The sequence below is a fragment of the Streptomyces sp. NPDC046261 genome (assembly GCF_040646235.1).
Classification (GTDB): Bacteria; Actinomycetota; Actinomycetes; order Streptomycetales; family Streptomycetaceae; genus Streptomyces.
This window is the reverse complement of record NZ_JBEYZU010000008.1, coordinates 27,758-46,432: the sequence shown is the minus strand read 5'-3', so window position 1 is coordinate 46,432 and position 18,675 is coordinate 27,758. Positions and strand designations below refer to the sequence as shown.

Below are 18,675 nucleotides of genomic sequence, written 5' to 3'. Positions count from 1 at the left end.
GGGGAATCGACCGACATGCCGACCTGCCCGAACGGCCACCAGTCGGGAACCGAGGACTGGTGCGAGGTGTGCGGCCACCGTATGCCGGGGGCCGCCGCGCCGGCCGCCCCCGTCCCCCCGCCGCCCTCCGCGCCGCCCACGGCCGGCACCGGCGGCTACGGCTATCCGGGAGGCGACGCCACCATGCAGGCGGAGCTCTGCCCGCAGTGCCGTACGCCCCGCGAGGCGCAGGCTCCCTTCTGCGAGGAGTGCCGCTACAACTTCCACACCAGGTCGGGGAATCCGTACGCGTCGCCGCCCCCGTCGGCCCAGGGCTTCCAGTCGGCGCCGCCGCCCCCGCCGCAGCACACCCAGCCACCGCAGAGCTTCGAGTACCACGGCTCGCGCCCGTCCCGCATCAACCGTCCTGCCGAGCCCCTGACGCCCCAGGGCCCGCCGCAGACCTTCGGCGGCGAGGACGACTGGGTGCTCTCCCCGCCGGCCTCCCCGCCCGCCGCCGGGACATTTACGTACGAGCCGTACGAGCCTCGCGAGGCGCAAGACCGGTATGAGTCGTACGAGCACCAGAGCGACCGGCCGGCCGCGGAGGCCGGGCCGCGAGCCGTGCCGCCGCGGCCCGGCGGGCCCGCCCCGGGCGCCGGCTGGGTGGCGTTCATCGCGCCCGACCGGGAGTACTTCCTGTCGATGATGAACCGCAGCGGTCCGGAGGCGGCGGGGCTGAACCTGCCCGCGTACTCCCCCGAGCTGCAGTTCCCGCTCAGCGGCCGGCAGGTCACCATCGGCCGCCGCCGGCACAGCACGGGCGAGGCGCCCGACATAGACCTCTCGCGTCCGCCGGAGGACCCGGGCGTCTCGCACCAGCACGCGATGCTGGTGCAGCAGCCCGACGGCGGCTGGGCGGTCGTCGACCAGGACTCCACCAACGGCACCACGATCAACGGTTCCGAGGAGCCGATCCAGCCCTACGTACCGGTCGCGCTCCAGGACGGCGACCGGGTGCACGTCGGGGCCTGGACGACGATCACGGTCCGGCGGGGCTGACGGGCCGGGCGGGACGGGTGGTCCTAAGCCGCCGGTCCTCGGCCGGGCGGTCTGAGACCATGGAAGCGTGAATGAGATTCCGCGCGGCACGCTTCAGGAGCAGACCTTCTACGAGCAGGTCGGCGGCGAGCCGACCTTCCGTCGCCTGGTCCACCGCTTCTACGAGGGCGTGGCCGGGGATCCCCTGCTGCGGCCCATGTACCCGGAGGAGGACCTGGGGCCCGCCGAGGAGCGCCTGGTGCTGTTCCTGATGCAGTACTGGGGCGGCCCCCGTACGTACAGCGACAACCGTGGCCACCCGCGGCTGCGGATGCGGCACGCGCCCTTCGCCGTGGACCGGGCCGCGCACGACGCGTGGCTGCGGCACATGCGGGACGCGGTGGACGAGCTCGAGCTCGCGCCCGAGCTGGAACGACAGCTGTGGAACTACCTGACGTACGCCGCCGCCTCCATGGTCAACACCGAGGGCTGATGCCCCTTCGGCGGCCCGGGCCTCCGCTCAGGCGGGGGTGACCGTCAGGTCCCGCAGGCCGCCGCCGGTGCTGACGGCGATCGAGCCGTAGGGGGTGCGCAGACGCAGCCAGCCGCGCGCGGCGAAGAGGACCGGCGGCTCGGGGGCGAGGGCGGTGACACCGCCGTCGGCCCGGTCCGCGGGGCGGTTGGCCTCGGCGCTCCGGGCGCCGACGGGCCGCAGGAAGCCCAGCGACTGGGCGGCGTGCACGGCGCGCAGGGGCAGCCCGGTGTCACCCAGGGTGCGGGACCAGATCTCCCGGCCTATGCGCTCGCGCTCGGCACGGGTGCGGCGCTGCTCGGGCAGCGCCTCGTCGCGGGCGCGGAACTCCGCGACCGCCGCGGCGAGGGCGCCGCGCACGGCCTCCACGCCGGGGAACCCCTCGACCCGCCGCCAGCCGCCGCGCGGCGGCAGCACCCCGGCCCAGGGCGGGCCGGTGACGGCCTCGGGGACCGCGATGTCCACTCCGCCGCCCGCCACCGGCTGCCCGGCGTCCAGCTCGTCGGTGAGCCGGCCGGCCGAGACGGTGACGTCCAGCGCGTGGTCGTCCGCCAGCCGTGCCGTGCGGACCGCGAGGACCTCGAAGGACGGCGGACGGCCGAAGACGGCGAGGACCCCGCCGCCCGCCTGGAGCCGGACCGCGGCGGCACGGTCGTAGTGGATCAGCCGGGCCAGGAAGGCGGCCAGATCGGCCGCCTCCCCGGCGTCGGCGAAGCGCAGCCGCTGCGTCATGCGGCGACGGCCTCCTCCGAGGACCCGGCGGCCCCGGCCGGCTCGTCGGCGAAGGTCTTGAGCAGCTCCTTCTCGTCGGCGGTGACCCGCCGGGGCCGCCCGGAGGCGAGGTCGAAGGGGACCACGACCGTGCTGGCCCGTACGTACACCTGCTCCGCGTCCTTGACCTCGTAGGAGACGGTCATGGACGCGGCGCCGACCTTGGTCACCCACGTCTCGACGGTCACCGGCTCGGCCCGGTGGACCAGCGGGCGCAGGTAGTCGATCTCGTGCCGGGCCACGACGGAACCGTCGGCGAAGGAGCCTTCGGCCGCCTTGAGCCGCAGCTGGTGGATGAGGTCGATGCGCGCCTCTTCGAGGTAGCGCAGGAAGACCGCGTTGTTGACATGGCCGTAGGCGTCCATGTCGGACCAGCGCAGAGGGCAGGAGTAGAGGTGGCGCGCCACGATCAGCCCCGGGTCAGCTTCTTGTAGGTGGCACGGTGCGGACGGGCCGCGTCCGGGCCGAGGCGCTCGATCTTGTTCTTCTCGTACGACTCGAAGTTGCCCTCGAACCAGAACCACTTCGAGTTGCCCTCGTACGCCAGGATGTGCGTGGCCACCCGGTCCAGGAACCAGCGGTCGTGGGAGACGACCACCGCGGCGCCGGGGAAGTCCAGCAGCGCGTTCTCCAGGGAGGACAGGGTCTCGACGTCGAGGTCGTTGGTCGGCTCGTCGAGGAGGAGCAGGTTGCCGCCCTGCTTGAGGGTGAGCGCCAGGTTGAGGCGGTTGCGCTCACCGCCGGACAGGACACCGGCCGGCTTCTGCTGGTCCGGGCCCTTGAAGCCGAACGCCGAGACGTAGGCGCGCGAGGGCATCTCGACCTGGCCGACGTTGATGTAGTCCAGCTCGTCGGAGACGACGGCCCACAGCGTCTTCTTGGGGTCGATGTTGGCGCGGCTCTGGTCGACGTAGGAGATCTTGACGGTCTCGCCGACCCGGATGGAACCGGAGTCCGGCTTCTCCAGACCCTGGATCATCTTGAACAGCGTCGTCTTGCCGGCGCCGTTCGGGCCGATGACGCCGACGATGCCGTTGCGCGGCAGGGTGAAGGACAGGTCGTCGATGAGGACCTTGTCACCGAAGGCCTTGGAGAGGTTGTTGACCTCGACGACGACGGAGCCCAGACGCGGGCCCGGCGGGATCTGGATCTCCTCGAAGTCCAGCTTCCGCATCTTGTCGGCCTCGGCCGCCATCTCCTCGTAACGGGCGAGGCGGGCCTTGGACTTGGCCTGGCGGCCCTTGGCGTTGGAGCGGACCCACTCCAGCTCTTCCTTGAGGCGCTTCTGGCGCTTGGCGTCCTTCTGGCCCTCGACCTTCAGACGGGCGGCCTTGTTCTCCAGGTAGGTGGAGTAGTTGCCCTCGTAGGGGTGGGCGCGGCCGCGGTCGAGCTCGAGGATCCACTCGGCGACGTTGTCCAGGAAGTACCGGTCGTGGGTGATCGCCACGACGGTGCCCGGGTACTTGGCCAGGTGCTGCTCCAGCCAGTTCACCGACTCGGCGTCGAGGTGGTTGGTGGGCTCGTCGAGGAGCAGCAGGTCGGGGGCCTCGAGCAGCAGCTTGCAGAGCGCGACGCGGCGCTTCTCGCCACCGGAGAGGTTGACGACCGGCCAGTCGGCGGGCGGGCAGCCCAGCGCGTCCATGGCCTGCTCGAGCTGCGCGTCGAGGTCCCAGGCGTTGGCGTGGTCGAGCTCCTCCTGGAGCTTGCCCATCTCGTCGAGCAGCGCGTCGGAGTAGTCGGTCGCCATCAGCTCGGCGATCTCGTTGAAGCGGTTGAGCTTGCCCTTGATCTCCGCGACGCCGTCCTCGACGTTCTCCAGGACCGTCTTGGACTCGTCCAGCTTCGGCTCCTGCATGAGGATGCCGACGCTGTAGCCGGGCGAGAGGAACGCGTCACCGTTGGACGGCTGCTCCAGACCGGCCATGATCTTGAGGACGGTGGACTTACCGGCACCGTTGGGGCCGACCACACCGATCTTCGCACCGGGCAGGAAGCTCAGCGTCACGTCATCGAGGATGACCTTGTCGCCGTGCGCCTTGCGCGTCTTGCGCATGGTGTAGATGTACTCAGCCAAGAGAAACCGTCCGGCAATCGAGAAGGGCCAATGTGCGGCTCCGCCGCGTGAGGGCAGATACACCCCATCTTGCCGTACGGGAAGCCTTGGGCGGAAACGCGTTAGCACCGACGGGCCGGTAACCGGAAGACATTCCCGTCACCGGCCGTACGCGAAGCGTCACCCGCCGGGTCTTTCCTGAGGTGGGGCGGTGGCGCCCGACCTCCGCGCCTACTGCCCCACGGTCTTCTTGCGGCGCAGGAGGAAGACGGCACCGCCGCCGGCCACGATGAGGGCTATCGCGATGCCCGCGATGGTGGGCGTGGCGCTGCTGCCGCCGGTGTTCGCCAGGTCACCGCCGGTGGTGGAGCCGGTCGAGCCGCTGCCGCCGGAGCCGCCGGCCGGGGCGCTGGGAGAGGCGGAGGGGATGGCGGAGCCGCCCGTGGTGCCCGAGCCGCCGGTGGTGCCGGTCTCGGCGGTCTTGCAGTCCAGGATGCCGGAGAAGGTCTTGGAGAAGCCGTGGGGACCGGTGATCGTGATCTTGTAGGCCTGGTCCTCGCCGACCTTCACCAGGGTGGTCTCGGAACCGCCGGGCTTGACGGTGTGCTTCTTGCCCTCCAGCTCGAAGGTGAACGGCTGATCACCCTTGTTGTCGGCGGTGATCTCCACACCGCCCTTCTCACAGCTCTTCTTGGCGGTCAGGGCCGGTATCGCGCCCTTGGTCGCCCAGTTCGCCGTGGCCGTGGCGGAAACAGTGCTCTGGCTGGAGCCGGCCAGGATCATCGTCTGGGTCTTGGTGTGGTCACCGATGAAGGCGCGGCCGACGGGGACCTTGGTGGCGGCCGTGGCCTTGAGCGAGGCGGAGCCGTCGGGGGTGCCGGCCGGCACGTCGAAGAAGATCTCGCCACCGTTGACGGTGGAGGTGACCGGCTTGCCGGCCTTGTCGACGATCTGCACCTTCCTGGCGGCGGTGTCGGCCGAGGGGGCGACCGTGACGCTGCCCGCGTTGGTGTGCACGGTGACCGGGCCGATGCGCTGGCCGGACTTGCCGGAGACGGCCGGCGGGGTGAGCTGCAGGGACGCCTTGGGCTCCTCGACGCTCTCGGCGCTCTTGGTGAGGTAGTCCGCGAGCTTCTCGGCCGCCGGGTTCTTGGCGTCGACCTTGACGTTGTCCGAGTAGCGCCAGATGGCGACCTGGGTGCCGGCGGCCGCGGCGTTCGCGTCCAGCTTGTCGGTGCCGGCCGCCTTGGCGAGCGCGGCCAGGTCGTTGATCTGCGGGTAGGAGTGCTGGAGGATCCAGCGGATCTTGCCCGCGTTGGCGTTGTTGTGCAGGGACGACTCGCCCCAGCCCGCTTCCTTGTACTTCGCGCCGTCGACGGTGTTGGTGAGGATGTCGATGCAGTAGGTCTGCAGCGTGCCGCCGCCGTCGACCTTCATCTCGAACAGACCCGCCATGATGTTGCCGGTCTTGCGCCGGTCCTGCACCATGGCCCCGCCGCCGGCCGTTATGCGGCCGAGCGTCGCGGTCACGCCCCCCTGGTTCTGCGGTGCCTCGTCCGCGGCCGCCGGACCCGCCAGGGCGAGGGTGCCACCGACGGTCAGACCGGTCGCCAGGATCGCCGACGCAAGGCGGGCAGCGCCCCGCCTCTTTACAGAGTTCATGGATTTCCTTTCGGGCGGACGCGTCCGTGCGAAGGTCAGGTGCAGACCGTTGCGGACGCGCCCCACCGGGCAACTCAAAACTCAGGAGCCCCCGTTGCTATGGACGGGATCTTAGGGAGCGGGCGCAACACCATCCCCACAGATGCCTTCGCATACCCGATCCGAATCGGAATCGTTATCGCATAGGCGTATCGGGCTCCGCATTATCGATAAATCTCCGGGACAAACACCCCATTTAGGGGGCGGTCGCCGGCTCCGCATCGACCCCGGGCGCGACCGCCGCGACAGGCGGTGGCGCCGCCGTCGGAGCCGGGACCAGGGTCGAAGCCCGAGGTGGGGCCTGCGGCGAAGCCTGAGATGGGGCCTGGGGTGAAGCCGGAGGTGGGGCCGACGGCGAAGCCTGAGGCGGGGCCTGGGGTCGGGACTGAGCCAGGGTCTGAACCCTGTTGTGGGAGTGTGGTTGGCCCGATCCCCCGCCCCAGACGGGCCCCGGATCCGCACCCGCCATGCGCACCGGTTCGAGGGGCAGTGGTCTGGCCGGGGACACCCTGCGAAATGCCGAGGTACCGCGCGCGAGGTCGTGCCCGATCGACACGGCGTCAATGTCCGCCGACACCCAGCGCTTTCCGTCGCGCTCCTGCTCCTGAATTCGCAACTTTCCCTGGACGATGAGCGGTTCGCCCACCGTCACCGACCCGACGACATTCCCCGCGAGCGCCCGCCATGCCCACACTGTGTAAAAGCTCGTGTACGCATCCGCCCATTCCTCCCGCTGCCGGTCCCAGCGGCGCACCGTCGCCGCGAGCCGGAACCGTGAGACCGCCGCCCCGTTCGTCGCCTCCCTGAAATCCGGCTGCGTGGCTACGTTGCCCACGACCGTCACCAATGTCTCGTTCATCCGGAACGCCTCCCCCGTCGGCTGATGACGTTCATGGTGCCGACGATCGCCCGAGCCCGCTGAGCCCTGTGGACGGTGGCTCGATTGGGGACAACTCCCTCACCCACGCGAGCCCCTCTGATCCCTACGGCCCGCCTGGTCCCGCTGTCCCCACCCTCTTCGCCGGCTACGCCTCCCCAGCCGCGATCACGAACTGTGCCCGCACCTCCCGGTACCGCAGCAGCTCCGCCGCCACCGGCTCCAGCACCCGGGCCCGCCCGCACCCCGCGGCCGCGCCCCGCAACCGGCGCTCCGTCTCCAGCCCGTACCCGCGCGCCGGCCCCCGGGCGGCCAGCCGACCGCACCACGCCAGCAGCGGTCCGCCCAGGCCGCCACCCGCCAGCAGCGCGCCCGGCACCCACCAGGGCCCGCCGAACTCGCCCATGATCAGGCCCGTCAGCCACACCACGCCCAGAAGTTGCAGGGCCGACAGCACGCCCTGCCCCGCCGCGACCGCCGCCCACCAGCGGGGCCGCACCGTCCGCCCGTGCGCGCCCCCGCGCGTCCGCGCGGCACCCGTACGGCCTGCGGCCATCCGCCCGACGCCGGTGGGCCAGACGCCCGTGCGCCCACCGTCGGCGCATCCCACGCCCGTACGCGGGCCGCCGGTCAGGCCGATGCTCGCGCGTCTCGTGCCCGTCACCGCGGCCGTGGCCGCCACCGCGGCCACCTCGTCCAGCGCCTCCGCGAGGCCCTCCGCGCCGCGCCCCGCCGCCTCCCGGACGGCTTGCGCCCAGGGGCCGGGCAGGCCGGCGGACGCCTCGTAGGCCAGGGCCCGCACGGCCTGCTCGACCAGCGGCCGCGATGCCGTGCGGCGCCGCGACGGGGTGAAGGGGCCGCTGTCGCCGGCACCGACACCAGCACCGGGGCCGGCGGGTGGAACCGCGGATTCCAGCTCGCCCGTGGCCCGGCCGCGGCCGCGCTCGGTCCAGCACCGCAGCCGCGTCCACGAGGTGCCGCACGCCCGCTCGGCGTCCCGGCGCCAGGCGCGCTCCGCCGCCAGTCCCGCGGCCTGAGCGCCCACCGCCTCGGCCAGCCGGTCCTCGAACTCCTGCCGCGCCCGTTCCGTCAGGCCCGGCCGCCCGTCCGCCACGTACGCCGAGCGCAGGCGCGCCGAGACGCCGTCCACGTCGGCCGTCAGCCGCAGCTCCGCCGCGTTCCGGCGGGCCACGAACAGCCCGAGGGCCTCGCGCAGTTCGCCGATGCCCGCTCCCGTCAGCGCGGACAGGGCCAGCACCGCCGCTCCGGGCTCGCCGTGCTCGCCGAGCGCCAGACCGTCCTCGTCCAGCAGCCGCCGCAGATCGTCCAGCACCTGGTCCGCGGCATCCTCCGAGAGCCGGTCGACCTGGTTGAGCACGACGAACGTCACCTCCGCGTACCCGGCCAGCGGGCGCAGATAGCGCTCGTGCAGCACGGCGTCCGCGTATTTCTCCGGGTCCACCACCCAGATCACCGCGTCCACCAGCCCCAGCAGCCGGTCCACCTGTTCCCGGTGGCCGGCCGCCGCCGAGTCGTGGTCGGGCAGGTCGAGCAGGACGAGCCCGTTGAGGGCCGGGTCGTACGGGCGCACCGGCTGCCGGCGGGCGCGGGCGGGAATGCCGAGCCGGTCCAGCAGGCCGTCCGCGCGGTCGGTCCACGCGCAGGAGATCGGCAGGGCGGTGGTCGGCCGCCGTACGCCCGCCTCCGAGAGCTGGGCCCGCGCGAGGGCGTTGAACAGCGTCGACTTGCCACTGCCGGTGGCCCCCGCGATGGCCACCACCGTCATGTCCAGCGCGTACCGGTGCCGGGCCGCCGCCTCGTCCAGCACCCGGCCCGCCTCGGCGAGCGTGCGCCGGTCCAGCCGCGCCCGCGACAGCCCGACGAGCTCGCGCAGGGCGTCGAGCCGGGGCCGCAGCACCAGCCCCGCGGGCGACGGTGACGCCGCGACCCGGGGCACGGCGGGGGCCGGGGCGTGCGCGGGCGCGGCCGTGCGTTCGGGGTACGCGGCGGAGCGGGAGGGACGTTCCGGCCGGCCGCGGCGCGCGATCAGGCCGTCGTTCCAGAAGCGGTTGACTTCGTCAGCTGACGGCACGGGGGTCACTTCTCCTTTTGCAACACGGACAGTGCCGCGATGAGCTCAACCTGGTGGTCGGGGGTCATCTCGAGCGCCTCGAGGGGAGCCGCCCTGCGGTCCCGTTCGGCCTCCAGAACCTGTTCGATGCAGTCGGCCAGCAGCTGCCCGCCCCGGTCCCGCAGCCGCAGCGCGCCCTGCGCGCCGAACGTCGCCGCCAGCCCCTCCCCCGCCTTGCCCACCCGGCGGCCACCCAGCAGTGCTGCCCCGAGCAGTGCGGCGGTCCGCTCGCTCTCCGGGCCGCGGTCGCGTTCGGCAGCCCGTACCTCTTCCTCCGCGATCTCCTCCAGGCAGCGCCGCCAGCGCCGTACGGCCACGCCGATGCGGGCCCGCGCGCCGTCCGGGTCGCTCGGGGCGAGGGCCGCCTCGGCCGCCGGGTCGTTGCCGCAGGCCGCGGCGATCTCCTCGTCGGCGGCGTCCGCGGCACAGCTGAGCAGCGCGATGACGGAACCGGTGAGGGCGGTGAGCAGCTCGTCGGGCGTACTGTCGCGGGGATAGCCGCGCCAGTGCGTGAGCGCGTCCCCGGCGAGCGCCTCGCCCGCCGCGAGCTCCCGGCGTACGCGCTCCAGCGCGCGGCCGTACGCGTCCTCCACGCGCTGCAGCAGCCGTACGGCCGCCGCGTGCTGCAGGGCCGAGGCCCCGGCGAGCCCCGGCAGTCGCGACCCCAGCGAGGAGAGCACTCCGCGCGCGGTCCGGGCGGTCGCCACGGTCCGGGCGGCGGGGTCCTCCGCCTGCTGGGCGAGCCAGGCCCGTAGCCCCGCGACGGCGGTGGAAGGCAGCAGTCCGCTGCCTCCGGCGGACTCGGGGAGCTCGGGGATGGTGAAGCGCGGCACATCGCCCAGGCCCGCGTTCTCCAGCAGCGCGTCGTACTGCCGGGACACCTCCACCGCCACCTGGTGCGGCACCCGGTCCAGGACGGTGACGAGCGTGACGTCGTACTCCTTGGCGGTGCGCAGCAGGTGCCAGGGCACGGCGTCGGCGTACCGGGTGGCGGTGGTCACGAGAACCCAGATGTCGGCGGCGCAGATCAGGGCGGCGGCGAGTTCGCGGTTGCGGGCGACGAGGGAGTCGATGTCGGGGGCGTCGAGCAGGGCCAGGCCGCGCGGCAGGGACCGGTCGGTCTCCACCCGCAGGGCGAGCGGCTCGTCCTCCGCCACCTCCTCCCCGCCCTCGACCACCCCGTCGTCGTCCACGGCCTCCGCCTCGTACGCCGCGGCGGCGGCCTCCTGGTTCGGCACCCAGACGCGCTGCAGCTTCGGCAGCACGCGGTCCCCGGCGAACCAGTGGTGATCATCCGGATGGCACACCAGAACTGGCATGCGAGTTGTCGGCCGCAACACGCCCGCCTCAGTGACCCGACGCCCCACCAGCGAGTTGACCAGTGTGGACTTGCCGGCCCCAGTGGACCCCCCGACAACCGCCAGCAACGGCGCTTCGGGGGCGCACAGCCGGGGCACCAAGTAGTCGTCGAGCTGCGCCAGGAGCTCGGCACGGTTTCGGCGGGCGCGGGCGGCGCCGGGAAGGGGGAGCGGGAAGCGTGCGGCGTCCACGCGGTCACGCAGTGCGGACAGCGCGTCAAGCAGTCGGGGCCGTACGTCCAAGGTCGCCACACGTGAAGAATGCCCAATTCTGTGGTGTTTTTGAAGCGTATAGCCCCTGGCGCGCGAGGCGTGGCGCAAGAGGCCCAGGCATAACGAGTGCACAACACCCGTTGTCTGAGACGTCAAAAACGATGCGAAAATCGCACCTGCCTGCGATTATCAGGACCGCTTCACCGAACCTCCACATCGTGTCACGGAGGTGAAGCAACCGGGACGAGGTACGCGGAGCCCTATCCTTGTCCCCGGCAAGGTCACGGCACCACCGAGCCCGGGGCTTCAGCCGTCCGCGACCGCCGCACATACCGGCCCCCGTAGCTCAGTGGATAGAGCAGGCGCCTTCTAAGCGCTTGGCCGCAGGTTCGAGTCCTGCCGGGGGCGCTCTCCCCATAGTGCACGCCCCTCCTTCCGGGAGGGGCGTTTTTGCTGGTCGGAGGCATGTCGGGTGGCGCCTGAGCGCTGGAGAGCAATGCGCCCCGGGGCGCACTGCGTCTCCGCCTGGATCCGGCTGTCACCGGGGGTCTGCGGGTGGCCACGGAGAATACGCGGTGAAGTTCTCCGCGCCCGGCATCAGCTCTTAGGCAGCTCAGGGAGGTCTCCGGCGCCCTCGATGCGCCTCTTGAGATCCGCGAGCTGACCGACGACGCAGCGAGCGTAGATCGCGAGCAGCACCGGGACGCTGGTGCCCGCCCACTCCGCGACCTGGGCGGGCGGTACTCCCGCGTTGAGCCACTTCGTCAAGCGGGTGTTCCGCAGGTCGTACACCCTTTTGCCCAGCGGGGAGTCGACCTCGTGTGGGGTCAGCTCTTCCTGACGGGCGGTCCTCCAAGCCCGCCGGATGACCGAGCCGGAGAGCAGGCCGCCCTTCTCCCCCGGGAACAGTCGGTCACCCGGCTTCAGCCCCTCGGCCCTGATGTACTCGCGCAGGATCCTCGCCAGGGACGGGTGCCCCGGGGCTGTACGCATGTCGTCGGCGGCCCGACCCTTGAGGCCGCACTCTTCGTGGACCTCACCCGTGTCGGTATCGGCGACGGAGACGCTATGGGTGGCCTTACGACGCTCGGTCTTCGGTCCCGTCCCCGGCAGCACACTCCCCACTCAGTAGCTTGCGGCACCAGCGTAGCGAGACGCACTGCCATCGAACAGGCGTGTTCACTGTTGCCGTCAGGCCTCTGCCCAGGCTCGGCGATGCCGGGCAATCGTGTAGAGGGTCTGTATCTCCCCCGGGGTCAGCGTTCCTGTCAATGGCCCGAGCGCGGCAACTTCCTGTTGGTGCCAGACCTTCACGTCGTGGAGAGTCGCTACGGGGTCCAACGCCGACACCCTGACGAACACCAAGGCCGGCTGAACCTGGACGACCATCCCGCTGTACCTCTCCAGAACGCGCTGAACGCGTCGCGCTTCGGTCCGGACGTTACGCGTATAGGGCCGGGGTGGGCCGTGGTTGACCGTCACAGAGTCGTTGCCGACCCACACGTTCTTCCCGGGGAAGTGCTTGGTGTTGATATTGAAGGCGCCACCCGGACCAATCAGCAAGTGGTCTATGTCGACCGAGTTCGGCAACAAGATTGAGTGCAGTGCATGCCAGCCTTGGCCAGATAAGCGATCAAGCTCAGCTCCCACCCGGCGCTCGCCGACCAGCCCTCGTCGCCAGGAGCTCCACTCGGATTCACGACGCAACAGCCATGTGATCAAGCGGTCGACTGGGCCAGGCCCCTCAGCATCCAGCTTGTCCTTCAGCACAGCACCTGGGCGATTGCGAGCGAGATCATCAGTCGGCGTGAGGGGTGCCAGTGCTCGAACCCTTGGGCGTGATGGCGTCGCGCGCCACCCATTCGATTGTCCTAAGTAGGGGCGAGAGCCTCCAGCACGGCCGGCCGGTACTCCTCACGCAGAACCGTCAGCTCACCGGTCAGGCGATCGAGCCATGCCACGACCCTGCCGTCGAGCGCCTCCACGTACAACCGGTCCCGCCCGGAACCGTCATACGCCCTGACCTTGAGATCGCTCAAGCCAGCCCCCCGGCATCTGCGTCATCCCCACTCATATGGCAGCAGCCGCGACGCATGACCACAAGACGGCCCGCGTGGTCAAAGTTTCTCTACCCCATCAAGGCGCGCTGCGAAGGGGAAGGAGGGGGCGGGGCACCGTGCCTCAACTCCATGGCGCGGCAGGCCAATGTCTTCTTGCAAAGCCGCCCCTACAGATCACACGCAGCCGACCAGCACGCTGGCCGCCGGGGCTCGGGGCCCGCGCCGCCATGCCTTCAGCTCCCGGCACCCGCCCCCGCGTCACGGAAGATGCCACGGGGCGATCCGCTTCACACTTTGCCCCGCCCAACAGCGCTGGGATGGGAATCGACGTCGAGGCAGACGGCTCCCGCTCCCGTGGCCAGCAGGCAGGCGGTCGCACTTGCCCGTCCCTCGCGCCCTGCCGACAGCCCACGCCCACCTGCCACGCCTGAGGCACAACCGCTGACGGGCCCGCCCCCTAATGGGCAGCAGGCTGCGGCCAGCGCCCCAAACGGTCAGGGGCGCGGAGGAGGCGGATGGGTCGGGCGGCTCCGAGGCTTTACCCACCTCCCCGGTCCGGGGCTCGCGTCGAGCATGGCCAGGGGCCACTCGGACAGATTGCGGCGAGCATGCCCGAGTACATGGCCAGCGTACGGCCCCCTGACCATGCTCGATCACAGCCCGGGCAGAACACCGGCCAAAGCCTCGGAGCCGCCCTCGCGTATAAGTGTCAGCGCAACCGAGGGCGGCAACTCCTTAAGAGTCCCCGCCTTCGAAGAGATTCATCTGACCCTCGCCTACACCACCACGCGTTCGGCGCGCTCCGTAGTCATCAATCGAACCCAACGTTTGAATCACTGTAGCGTTGTAAAGCCAACTGAGGTTCCCTTCCTTTTCCAGGTTCCCACTCACTTGCAGCGCAAGGTCTTCTTCGTGCGCACGGATCGCCTCATGATAATCTTCTTCATCCGCGAGACGCACTCGGACCTTACGTGGCGATCCAGGCATCAGAGAGTCAATCCCGAATACCCCTGGGCTCCCTACCTTCTTTTTTGCCAGAAGATGCACTCGTCCAACCACTACTACCGTACGCGAAGACTGGTCCTCTGCGAGGCGCAGAGCCGCCTGACCTAGTGGTTCTACATCTTCCCCGCTGAACTCGAAGTGAGAAGATAGAGAGACAGGCGGGGGCATGCTGCTATCCCAGCCCACTGTGATATCAGCTCCCTCCGACTGCGCAGCAATACCAAGAATCGCGTTAGTCATCTCGTAGGAGACGCCACGGGATACGCCATCTTCGAAGCCCGAGAGAGATCCACTGAGCCTATAATGCTCCAGCGCCTCAGCTGTAGCCTCAACAGCCTTGACCACCGCCTGATTAACAGCCCTCACTTGGGCAGCCCCCACCTCCGGCAGCGCCCCTACCCCTTGCCCGTCTCCCCCAAGGGACACCGAGCCGTTCGGCGGGGCGTAGGCGGTCACGATATAGCTGCCGGATGCTGTTTGCCCCATCAACACCTGATCAAGGTAGCGGCCAGCAAATCTGCCATTTCGGTTTACAAAGTGACGACCAGGACTGATGTATGACTTCGCTCCGGCCACCAGCGTTCGCCTGGCAGATTCGATCAGCTGCTCGCCACTCCTCCAACCAATGAAGCCGCTGGGTGCAGAGGATTCCTTGCGAAACCTAAACTCGTCAGAGGCGTCCACAGCGAGCCTTGGGTAAATTGAACGCGTCCACAGATCTCTATCTTGAGAGATCTGCGAGAGGGCGGCGTGCAGCATCTCAGAAAACTCGGGGGCGGAAGAATCGAGCGGTACCACAAGGCTCGAAGTTCCAGACAACGAGCCCTCGCCTGGCGGCATGAACCGCCTGTAGCTTCCACGCCGACCACCTGCGACTTGCCAGCCGGCTTCCACTAGCAGGGATCCCAAGCGAACCGGGTCGACATTAGCGGGGATCGAGATATCATTCATGCAGCGATTCACCCCTGTCGATCTTATCCAGAATCCGCGTCAGAGAGTGGGCATCCAGGAGGTTTCTAGTCGGGATGCGCACCGTCGGCTTTTGCACGTCCGGATCAACCTTCAGACCCTCTAAGTATGCCCAGTAGCAGCTCCGTCTAGTCACGAGCCCATCGTGGCTCACTTCTGTCCAATCCGCCTGACGAGGCGACACCGTCATGACGATCAGAATCGCCTTTTGGTGCTTTCTAGGCTTGACCATGTGGTCGAAGTATTTACGCTTCGAGAACTGGTAACTGAAGTATTCCTTGCCAGCGCTGGGGAGGGTAAGCGTGGTGCTCTTAAGCTGAGCGAAAACCATGCACTCTTCTTCGAGCGCAGTCCGGGGTGGGCGGATGAGCTGCACGTCAGCACCCCAGTAGTCCTTGTTGACCGCCTCCATCGTGCAGCCAGCTGTCGCAGCCACACTGGCCACGTAGCCCTCTTGCAGCTGTTCCATCATCCCTGTGAACGTCAATGGGTCCACAGGCTCGATACGCCGCTTCGGAGGCTTGCTCGCGCCCCCTGCATCGACCAACCCCACCATAGGCAGTGCCCCCAGTCCTCACCTGACAGGCTAGATCAACAAGGGCTACGTTGCTTCGCGTTACGTAAAGTCGCCACGCGCACAAACGCTAACGCTGCCCACTGACAGTGGACGAGGCCCAGGTCCGTCTCGGCCGCCCACCTACCGCTTCGCCTCGTGGACTATCTGGACGGGCAAAGAGATATGCATGCTTACCCGACGCCTCGGAGCCGCACAGTCGTCTCCCACGCGTGCGGCCTCCGAGGCCCATGTGCTACTCGTATCGTGGCACCATGCGAAACGAGAGACCCAATGATCCCCTGTCTAAGCAGGAGTTGGAGACCTTCTTCCAGTACCTGCACCGCTTCTGCAGGCATGACCTGGATCTCTTCGCGACCATCGAGGCAGGTGATCCCGAGTACCCCGCCTACGTGACGATCACCAGAGACCCCGCGCCGGGAGTCCATCCGGAGGCGTACCGCCGGCCATGAGTCGCAGGGCGGGCGGAGTCGGCGAATGCGAAAGCGCTTGGCCGCAGGTTCGAGTCCTGCCGGGGGGCTCTCCCCTCATTGCACGCCCCTCCCTTCGGGAGGGGCGTTTTTGCTGGTCAGGGGCGTGCTGGTGATCAGCGGCCGCCCCGGCCTCAGCTCTCCTGCGCTCTGGCCACCGCGCCCAGCCAGAGGGTGTCCCGGGCCCGGGTCATCGCCACGAAGAGCTGGGTGCGGCAGAGCTCGTCGCGTTCGCGGGTGATGTCTTCGTCGGCGGAGGTGCAGGGGTGGGTGAGGGTGTGGTCGGGGAGGTAGACGTGTTTGAACTCCAGGCCCTTGGCGCGGCGGTAGCTGCCCAGTTTGACGCCCGGTACCGGATGGCCGTCGTAGCGCTCCAGGGAGCACTGGGGGATGCCCGCCTGGGCGAGGAGGCGGCGGTAGTGGTCCGTCTCGCGCTTGGAGCGGCACAGGAGGGCGGAGTCGGGCCAGGTGGCCTCGCCCCGGGTGCGGAGGGCGTCGAGGAGGGCCGCGTCCTGCTCGGCGGGGGTCCGGGAGACCGACCGTACGACCTGACCTTCGTGGTAGGTGAGGTCGACGTCGCGGAGGCCCGCGATCCGGGTGCCGTCGATGTCGTCGAAGGCGTCCTCCGCCACCACGGACAGGGCCGCGTCGAGGACCTGCTTGGCGTTGCGGTAGTTCGTGCGCAGGATCTGGCCGCGATCGCCGCGTACGTCGATTCCCGCGTCGGAGAGCCGGAAGCCGCCCGGGTATACGGCCTGTTGGCCGTCACCGACCAGCAACAGGCCGTTGGGGGCGTCGCCGACGAGGGCGTGCAGGAGGCATACGCCCACCAGGGTGAGGTCCTGGACCTCGTCGGCGATGACCGCCGCGTACGGTGAACGGCCCGGCCTCGCGCGGGCCTCGGCCAGGGCGAGGCTGAGGATGTCGTTGAAGTCGTGCACCCCGCGCTCGGCGCGGACCCGCTCGTACTCCTCGTACAGGGCCCACACGGCCTCGCGATGCGGCCGGCGGAGGTTGGTGCGGCGCCGGTGGCGCCTGAGGGTCGCGTACTCCTCGAAGCGGGTGATCCCGCGGCCCTTTATGACGCAGTCGATCTCCTCGCGCCAGTAGCGCGGGGAGGGATCGAGCGCGGACAGGATGCTGCCCCGGCCGCGGCGCATCCAGGCGCGGCTGAAGGCGTCCTCCGCCCGGCCACCGTGCAGCCGGTGGGTGATGCCGCGCTCGCACAAGAACTTGCGGGCCCAGGAGTGCAGGCTGCGGAATTCGACCCGGTCGACGATGGCCGGCGACATCGTGCGCAGGAACGTGCTCTGCACCCGGGGCAGGTTGCTCGCGAACGTCACGTACAGGATGCGGCCGGTCGTGCGCTGCGCCAGATGGGCGGCGCGGTGCAGTGCCACCACGGTCTTGCCGGTGCCCGCCGGGCCGGTGACGCGGGCCGGGCCGGCCCAGTTGCGCCGCACCAGGGCGACCTGGTCGGGATGCAGGAACGTCATCCACTGCTCGATCGGGCCCTGCCGCGCGGCGTCCATGGCCGCGTCCCGCAGCCCGTTGATGTCGAAGAGCGCCTCCGGCTGCGGGGATGCCCCGGAGGGGGCGGGCGGCGTCGTCCGGGCCCGCTCGGCCGGTACGCACGAGGCCTCGTACGCCGGGAAGACCTCCTCCAGATGGTCGGCGATCGCACGCACCATGGCCGCGCCCAGCCGGGTGCGCTCGGCGATCAGGGCCGGGCCCACCTCCCGCTCGCCCAGCAGCCGCACTCTGCCCAGAGTGCCGCTGAAGGAGCGGCCCGCGAAGACCATCAGCGGCTGGACGGCCACGGGCGACATGCCCAGCGTCGCCAGGGCGCCCTCCGCCACCCGCGTCACCGCCAGCAGCTTGCCGATCTCGCCGTCCCGCCGCTGCCGGCCGGCCACGAGGTGGCCGTCGCCCGCCTCGGGGGCCGCGCGCCAGTTCTTGACGTCGATGACGAAGACGCCACCGGGCCCTACCAGCAGCATGTCGACGTTGGCCGCGCGCGTACCGGGCCATCGCCGGTCCACGAGCAACCGCCAGCCGCGCCGGGTGAGCATCAGCAGCTGGGCGGCCACCTTGCGCTCGCCCTCACTCGCCGCCTCCCACCGACGGGCCTCCCGTTGCGCGGCGCGCAGCTGCTCACGCAGCTCGCGCTCGTGCCGCCGCGCCTCCTGCGCCCTCTCCGAAGCCGAACCACCAGCCCCCATGACCGCCCCCCTTGCCCGCACTCCCCCTAGTACGTGCATATATACGCAAGGTAATGATCGTACTGCGCAATGGAGTCGCCGCCCAGTCGCTCGGTATCGCGGGTATCGTCTGGCCGATGGTGCGGCGCTACGGCGCACGCCCCCCTGAGCCCCTGAGTCCTGAGCCCTGAGTCCTGGGGCTCAAGGCTCGATGCTCGGGCCGCGAAGGTGCAGTCGGTCGGGAGAGAGCGAGGACGCGGTGCCGGACGCAGGAAACCCCCGTCCGTCGCACCTCCTTCTGCGGGACGACGCCGCACAGTGGGTCACCGCGATGCCCTCTCACAGGGTGCTCGGCGTCATCCACAACGTCACTTCCGCGACGCGCCTGTTGGACCTTCTCTCGCCGTTCGAGGGGGACAGCCGGGTTCATGTCGTCTTCGCCTGCACGGGCTCGTCGGCGTTCGACGCCGGGATACGGGAGTTCGCCGCGGCGCGCGAACTGCCGTGCATATCCTGGGAGGAGGCCAAGCGCGAGAAGTTCGACCTCGCGGTGAGCAGCAGCCGGGGCGGCGAACTGCAGGAAATCAACGCACCGCTCATCGGCGCTCCCCACGGCGCTGGATACAATAAATACTTGGCCCGGAAGCCCGGAAGCCCGGAAGCCCGGAAGCCCGGAAGCCCGGAAGCCCGGAAGCCCGGAAGCCCGGAAGCCCGGAAGCCCGGAAGCCCGGAAGCCCGGA

At 70.0% G+C, this 18,675-nt stretch carries 15 protein-coding genes, 1 tRNA gene and 2 pseudogenes; 5 read left to right on the top strand and 13 right to left on the bottom strand.

The annotated features are described in order from the left end of the window. Positions 1-15: 15 nt before the first annotated feature. Together ABZ956_RS16805 and ABZ956_RS16800 are read left to right on the top strand one after the other, a co-directional pair. Positions 16-1,041, top strand: coding sequence for an FHA domain-containing protein (locus ABZ956_RS16805; RefSeq protein ID WP_361893388.1), 1,026 nt, complete (start codon positions 16-18; stop codon positions 1,039-1,041). Between the two features lie 67 nt (positions 1,042-1,108). Then, entirely contained in the window at positions 1,109-1,513 is a 405-nt protein-coding gene (locus ABZ956_RS16800) for a globin (protein WP_361893385.1), read from the top strand. Positions 1,514-1,540: 27 nt separating this feature from the next. Here the strand turns inward: ABZ956_RS16800 and ABZ956_RS16795 are convergent, their stop codons facing one another. The 7 genes and pseudogenes from ABZ956_RS16795 to ABZ956_RS16765 form a co-directional block, all read right to left on the bottom strand. Beyond that, positions 1,541-2,284 (bottom strand): hypothetical protein, encoded by a 744-nt coding sequence (locus ABZ956_RS16795; protein WP_361893382.1) that lies wholly within the window; start codon positions 2,282-2,284, stop codon positions 1,541-1,543. Beyond that, positions 2,281-2,730, bottom strand: a complete 450-nt coding sequence (locus ABZ956_RS16790; RefSeq protein WP_361893379.1) for a thioesterase family protein — start codon at positions 2,728-2,730, stop codon at positions 2,281-2,283. Before ABZ956_RS16790 ends, ABZ956_RS16795 begins: the two co-directional genes overlap by 4 nt. 2 nt (positions 2,731-2,732) lie before the next feature. After that, positions 2,733-4,397, bottom strand: coding sequence for an energy-dependent translational throttle protein EttA (gene ettA / locus ABZ956_RS16785; RefSeq protein WP_361893376.1), 1,665 nt, complete (start codon positions 4,395-4,397; stop codon positions 2,733-2,735). A gap of 210 nt (positions 4,398-4,607) precedes the next feature. Beyond that, positions 4,608-6,038, bottom strand: coding sequence for a Cys-Gln thioester bond-forming surface protein (locus tag ABZ956_RS16780; protein WP_361893373.1), 1,431 nt, complete (start codon positions 6,036-6,038; stop codon positions 4,608-4,610). Between the two features lie 544 nt (positions 6,039-6,582). Continuing rightward, positions 6,583-6,936: pseudogene (locus tag ABZ956_RS16775) on the bottom strand (single-stranded DNA-binding protein); the annotation flags it as partial. 166 nt (positions 6,937-7,102) lie between these two features. Then, on the bottom strand, positions 7,103-9,046 hold the full coding sequence (locus ABZ956_RS16770; protein WP_361893370.1) for a GTPase: 1,944 nt from the start codon (positions 9,044-9,046) through the stop codon (positions 7,103-7,105). 5 nt (positions 9,047-9,051) lie between these two features. Then, the gene (locus ABZ956_RS16765; RefSeq protein WP_361893367.1) at positions 9,052-10,695 is read right to left on the bottom strand and encodes a dynamin family protein; all 1,644 of its coding nucleotides are present in this window, start codon (positions 10,693-10,695) and stop codon (positions 9,052-9,054) included. A 296-nt stretch (positions 10,696-10,991) separates the two neighbouring features. Here ABZ956_RS16765 and ABZ956_RS16760 point away from each other — a divergent pair. Next, positions 10,992-11,064, top strand: a tRNA-Arg gene (locus ABZ956_RS16760). Positions 11,065-11,253: 189 nt separating this feature from the next. Here the strand turns inward: ABZ956_RS16760 and ABZ956_RS16755 are convergent. From ABZ956_RS16755 to ABZ956_RS16735, 5 genes are all read right to left on the bottom strand, one after another. Next, positions 11,254-11,649, bottom strand: coding sequence for a hypothetical protein (locus ABZ956_RS16755; protein ID WP_361893364.1), 396 nt, complete (start codon positions 11,647-11,649; stop codon positions 11,254-11,256). Between the two features lie 198 nt (positions 11,650-11,847). Then, positions 11,848-12,426 (bottom strand): nuclease-related domain-containing protein, encoded by a 579-nt coding sequence (locus tag ABZ956_RS16750; protein ID WP_361893362.1) that lies wholly within the window; start codon positions 12,424-12,426, stop codon positions 11,848-11,850. Between the two features lie 101 nt (positions 12,427-12,527). Then, positions 12,528-12,695: a hypothetical protein gene (locus tag ABZ956_RS16745; RefSeq protein ID WP_361893359.1), complete on the bottom strand. Its 168-nt coding sequence runs from the start codon at positions 12,693-12,695 to the stop codon at positions 12,528-12,530. Between the two features lie 756 nt (positions 12,696-13,451). After that, positions 13,452-14,672: a hypothetical protein gene (locus tag ABZ956_RS16740; protein WP_361893356.1), complete on the bottom strand. Its 1,221-nt coding sequence runs from the start codon at positions 14,670-14,672 to the stop codon at positions 13,452-13,454. After that, the gene (locus ABZ956_RS16735) at positions 14,665-15,162 is read right to left on the bottom strand and encodes a DUF4365 domain-containing protein (protein WP_361893353.1); all 498 of its coding nucleotides are present in this window, start codon (positions 15,160-15,162) and stop codon (positions 14,665-14,667) included. The genes ABZ956_RS16740 and ABZ956_RS16735 overlap by 8 nt, the downstream gene beginning before the upstream one ends. Before the next feature lie 356 nt (positions 15,163-15,518). Here ABZ956_RS16735 and ABZ956_RS16730 point away from each other — a divergent pair, with 356 nt between their 5' ends. After that, positions 15,519-15,716, top strand: a complete 198-nt coding sequence (locus ABZ956_RS16730; protein ID WP_361893350.1) for a hypothetical protein — start codon at positions 15,519-15,521, stop codon at positions 15,714-15,716. 152 nt (positions 15,717-15,868) lie between these two features. Here ABZ956_RS16730 and ABZ956_RS16725 read toward each other — a convergent pair whose 3' ends face one another. Beyond that, positions 15,869-17,956, bottom strand: coding sequence for a UvrD-helicase domain-containing protein (locus ABZ956_RS16725; RefSeq protein ID WP_361893348.1), 2,088 nt, complete (start codon positions 17,954-17,956; stop codon positions 15,869-15,871). 238 nt (positions 17,957-18,194) lie between these two features. On the opposite strand from ABZ956_RS16725, the pseudogene ABZ956_RS16720 reads away from it, so the two are divergent. Beyond that, a pseudogene (locus ABZ956_RS16720) lies at positions 18,195-18,675 on the top strand (hypothetical protein); the annotation flags it as partial.

Excerpts from the sequence above, each read along its gene's own strand:
- ABZ956_RS16805 (WP_361893388.1), top strand. The coding sequence starts at position 16 with ATGCCGACCTGCCCGAACGGCCACCAGTCGGGAACCGAGGACTGGTGC.
- ABZ956_RS16795 (WP_361893382.1), bottom strand. The coding sequence starts at position 2,284 with ATGACGCAGCGGCTGCGCTTCGCCGACGCCGGGGAGGCGGCCGATCTG.
- ABZ956_RS16780 (WP_361893373.1), bottom strand. The coding sequence starts at position 6,038 with ATGAACTCTGTAAAGAGGCGGGGCGCTGCCCGCCTTGCGTCGGCGATC.
- ABZ956_RS16755 (WP_361893364.1), bottom strand. The coding sequence starts at position 11,649 with ATGCGTACAGCCCCGGGGCACCCGTCCCTGGCGAGGATCCTGCGCGAG.
- ABZ956_RS16740 (WP_361893356.1), bottom strand. The coding sequence starts at position 14,672 with ATGAATGATATCTCGATCCCCGCTAATGTCGACCCGGTTCGCTTGGGA.
- ABZ956_RS16735 (WP_361893353.1), bottom strand. The coding sequence starts at position 15,162 with ATGATGGAACAGCTGCAAGAGGGCTACGTGGCCAGTGTGGCTGCGACA.
- ABZ956_RS16730 (WP_361893350.1), top strand. The coding sequence starts at position 15,519 with ATGCGAAACGAGAGACCCAATGATCCCCTGTCTAAGCAGGAGTTGGAG.
- ABZ956_RS16725 (WP_361893348.1), bottom strand. The coding sequence starts at position 17,956 with ATGGGGGCTGGTGGTTCGGCTTCGGAGAGGGCGCAGGAGGCGCGGCGG.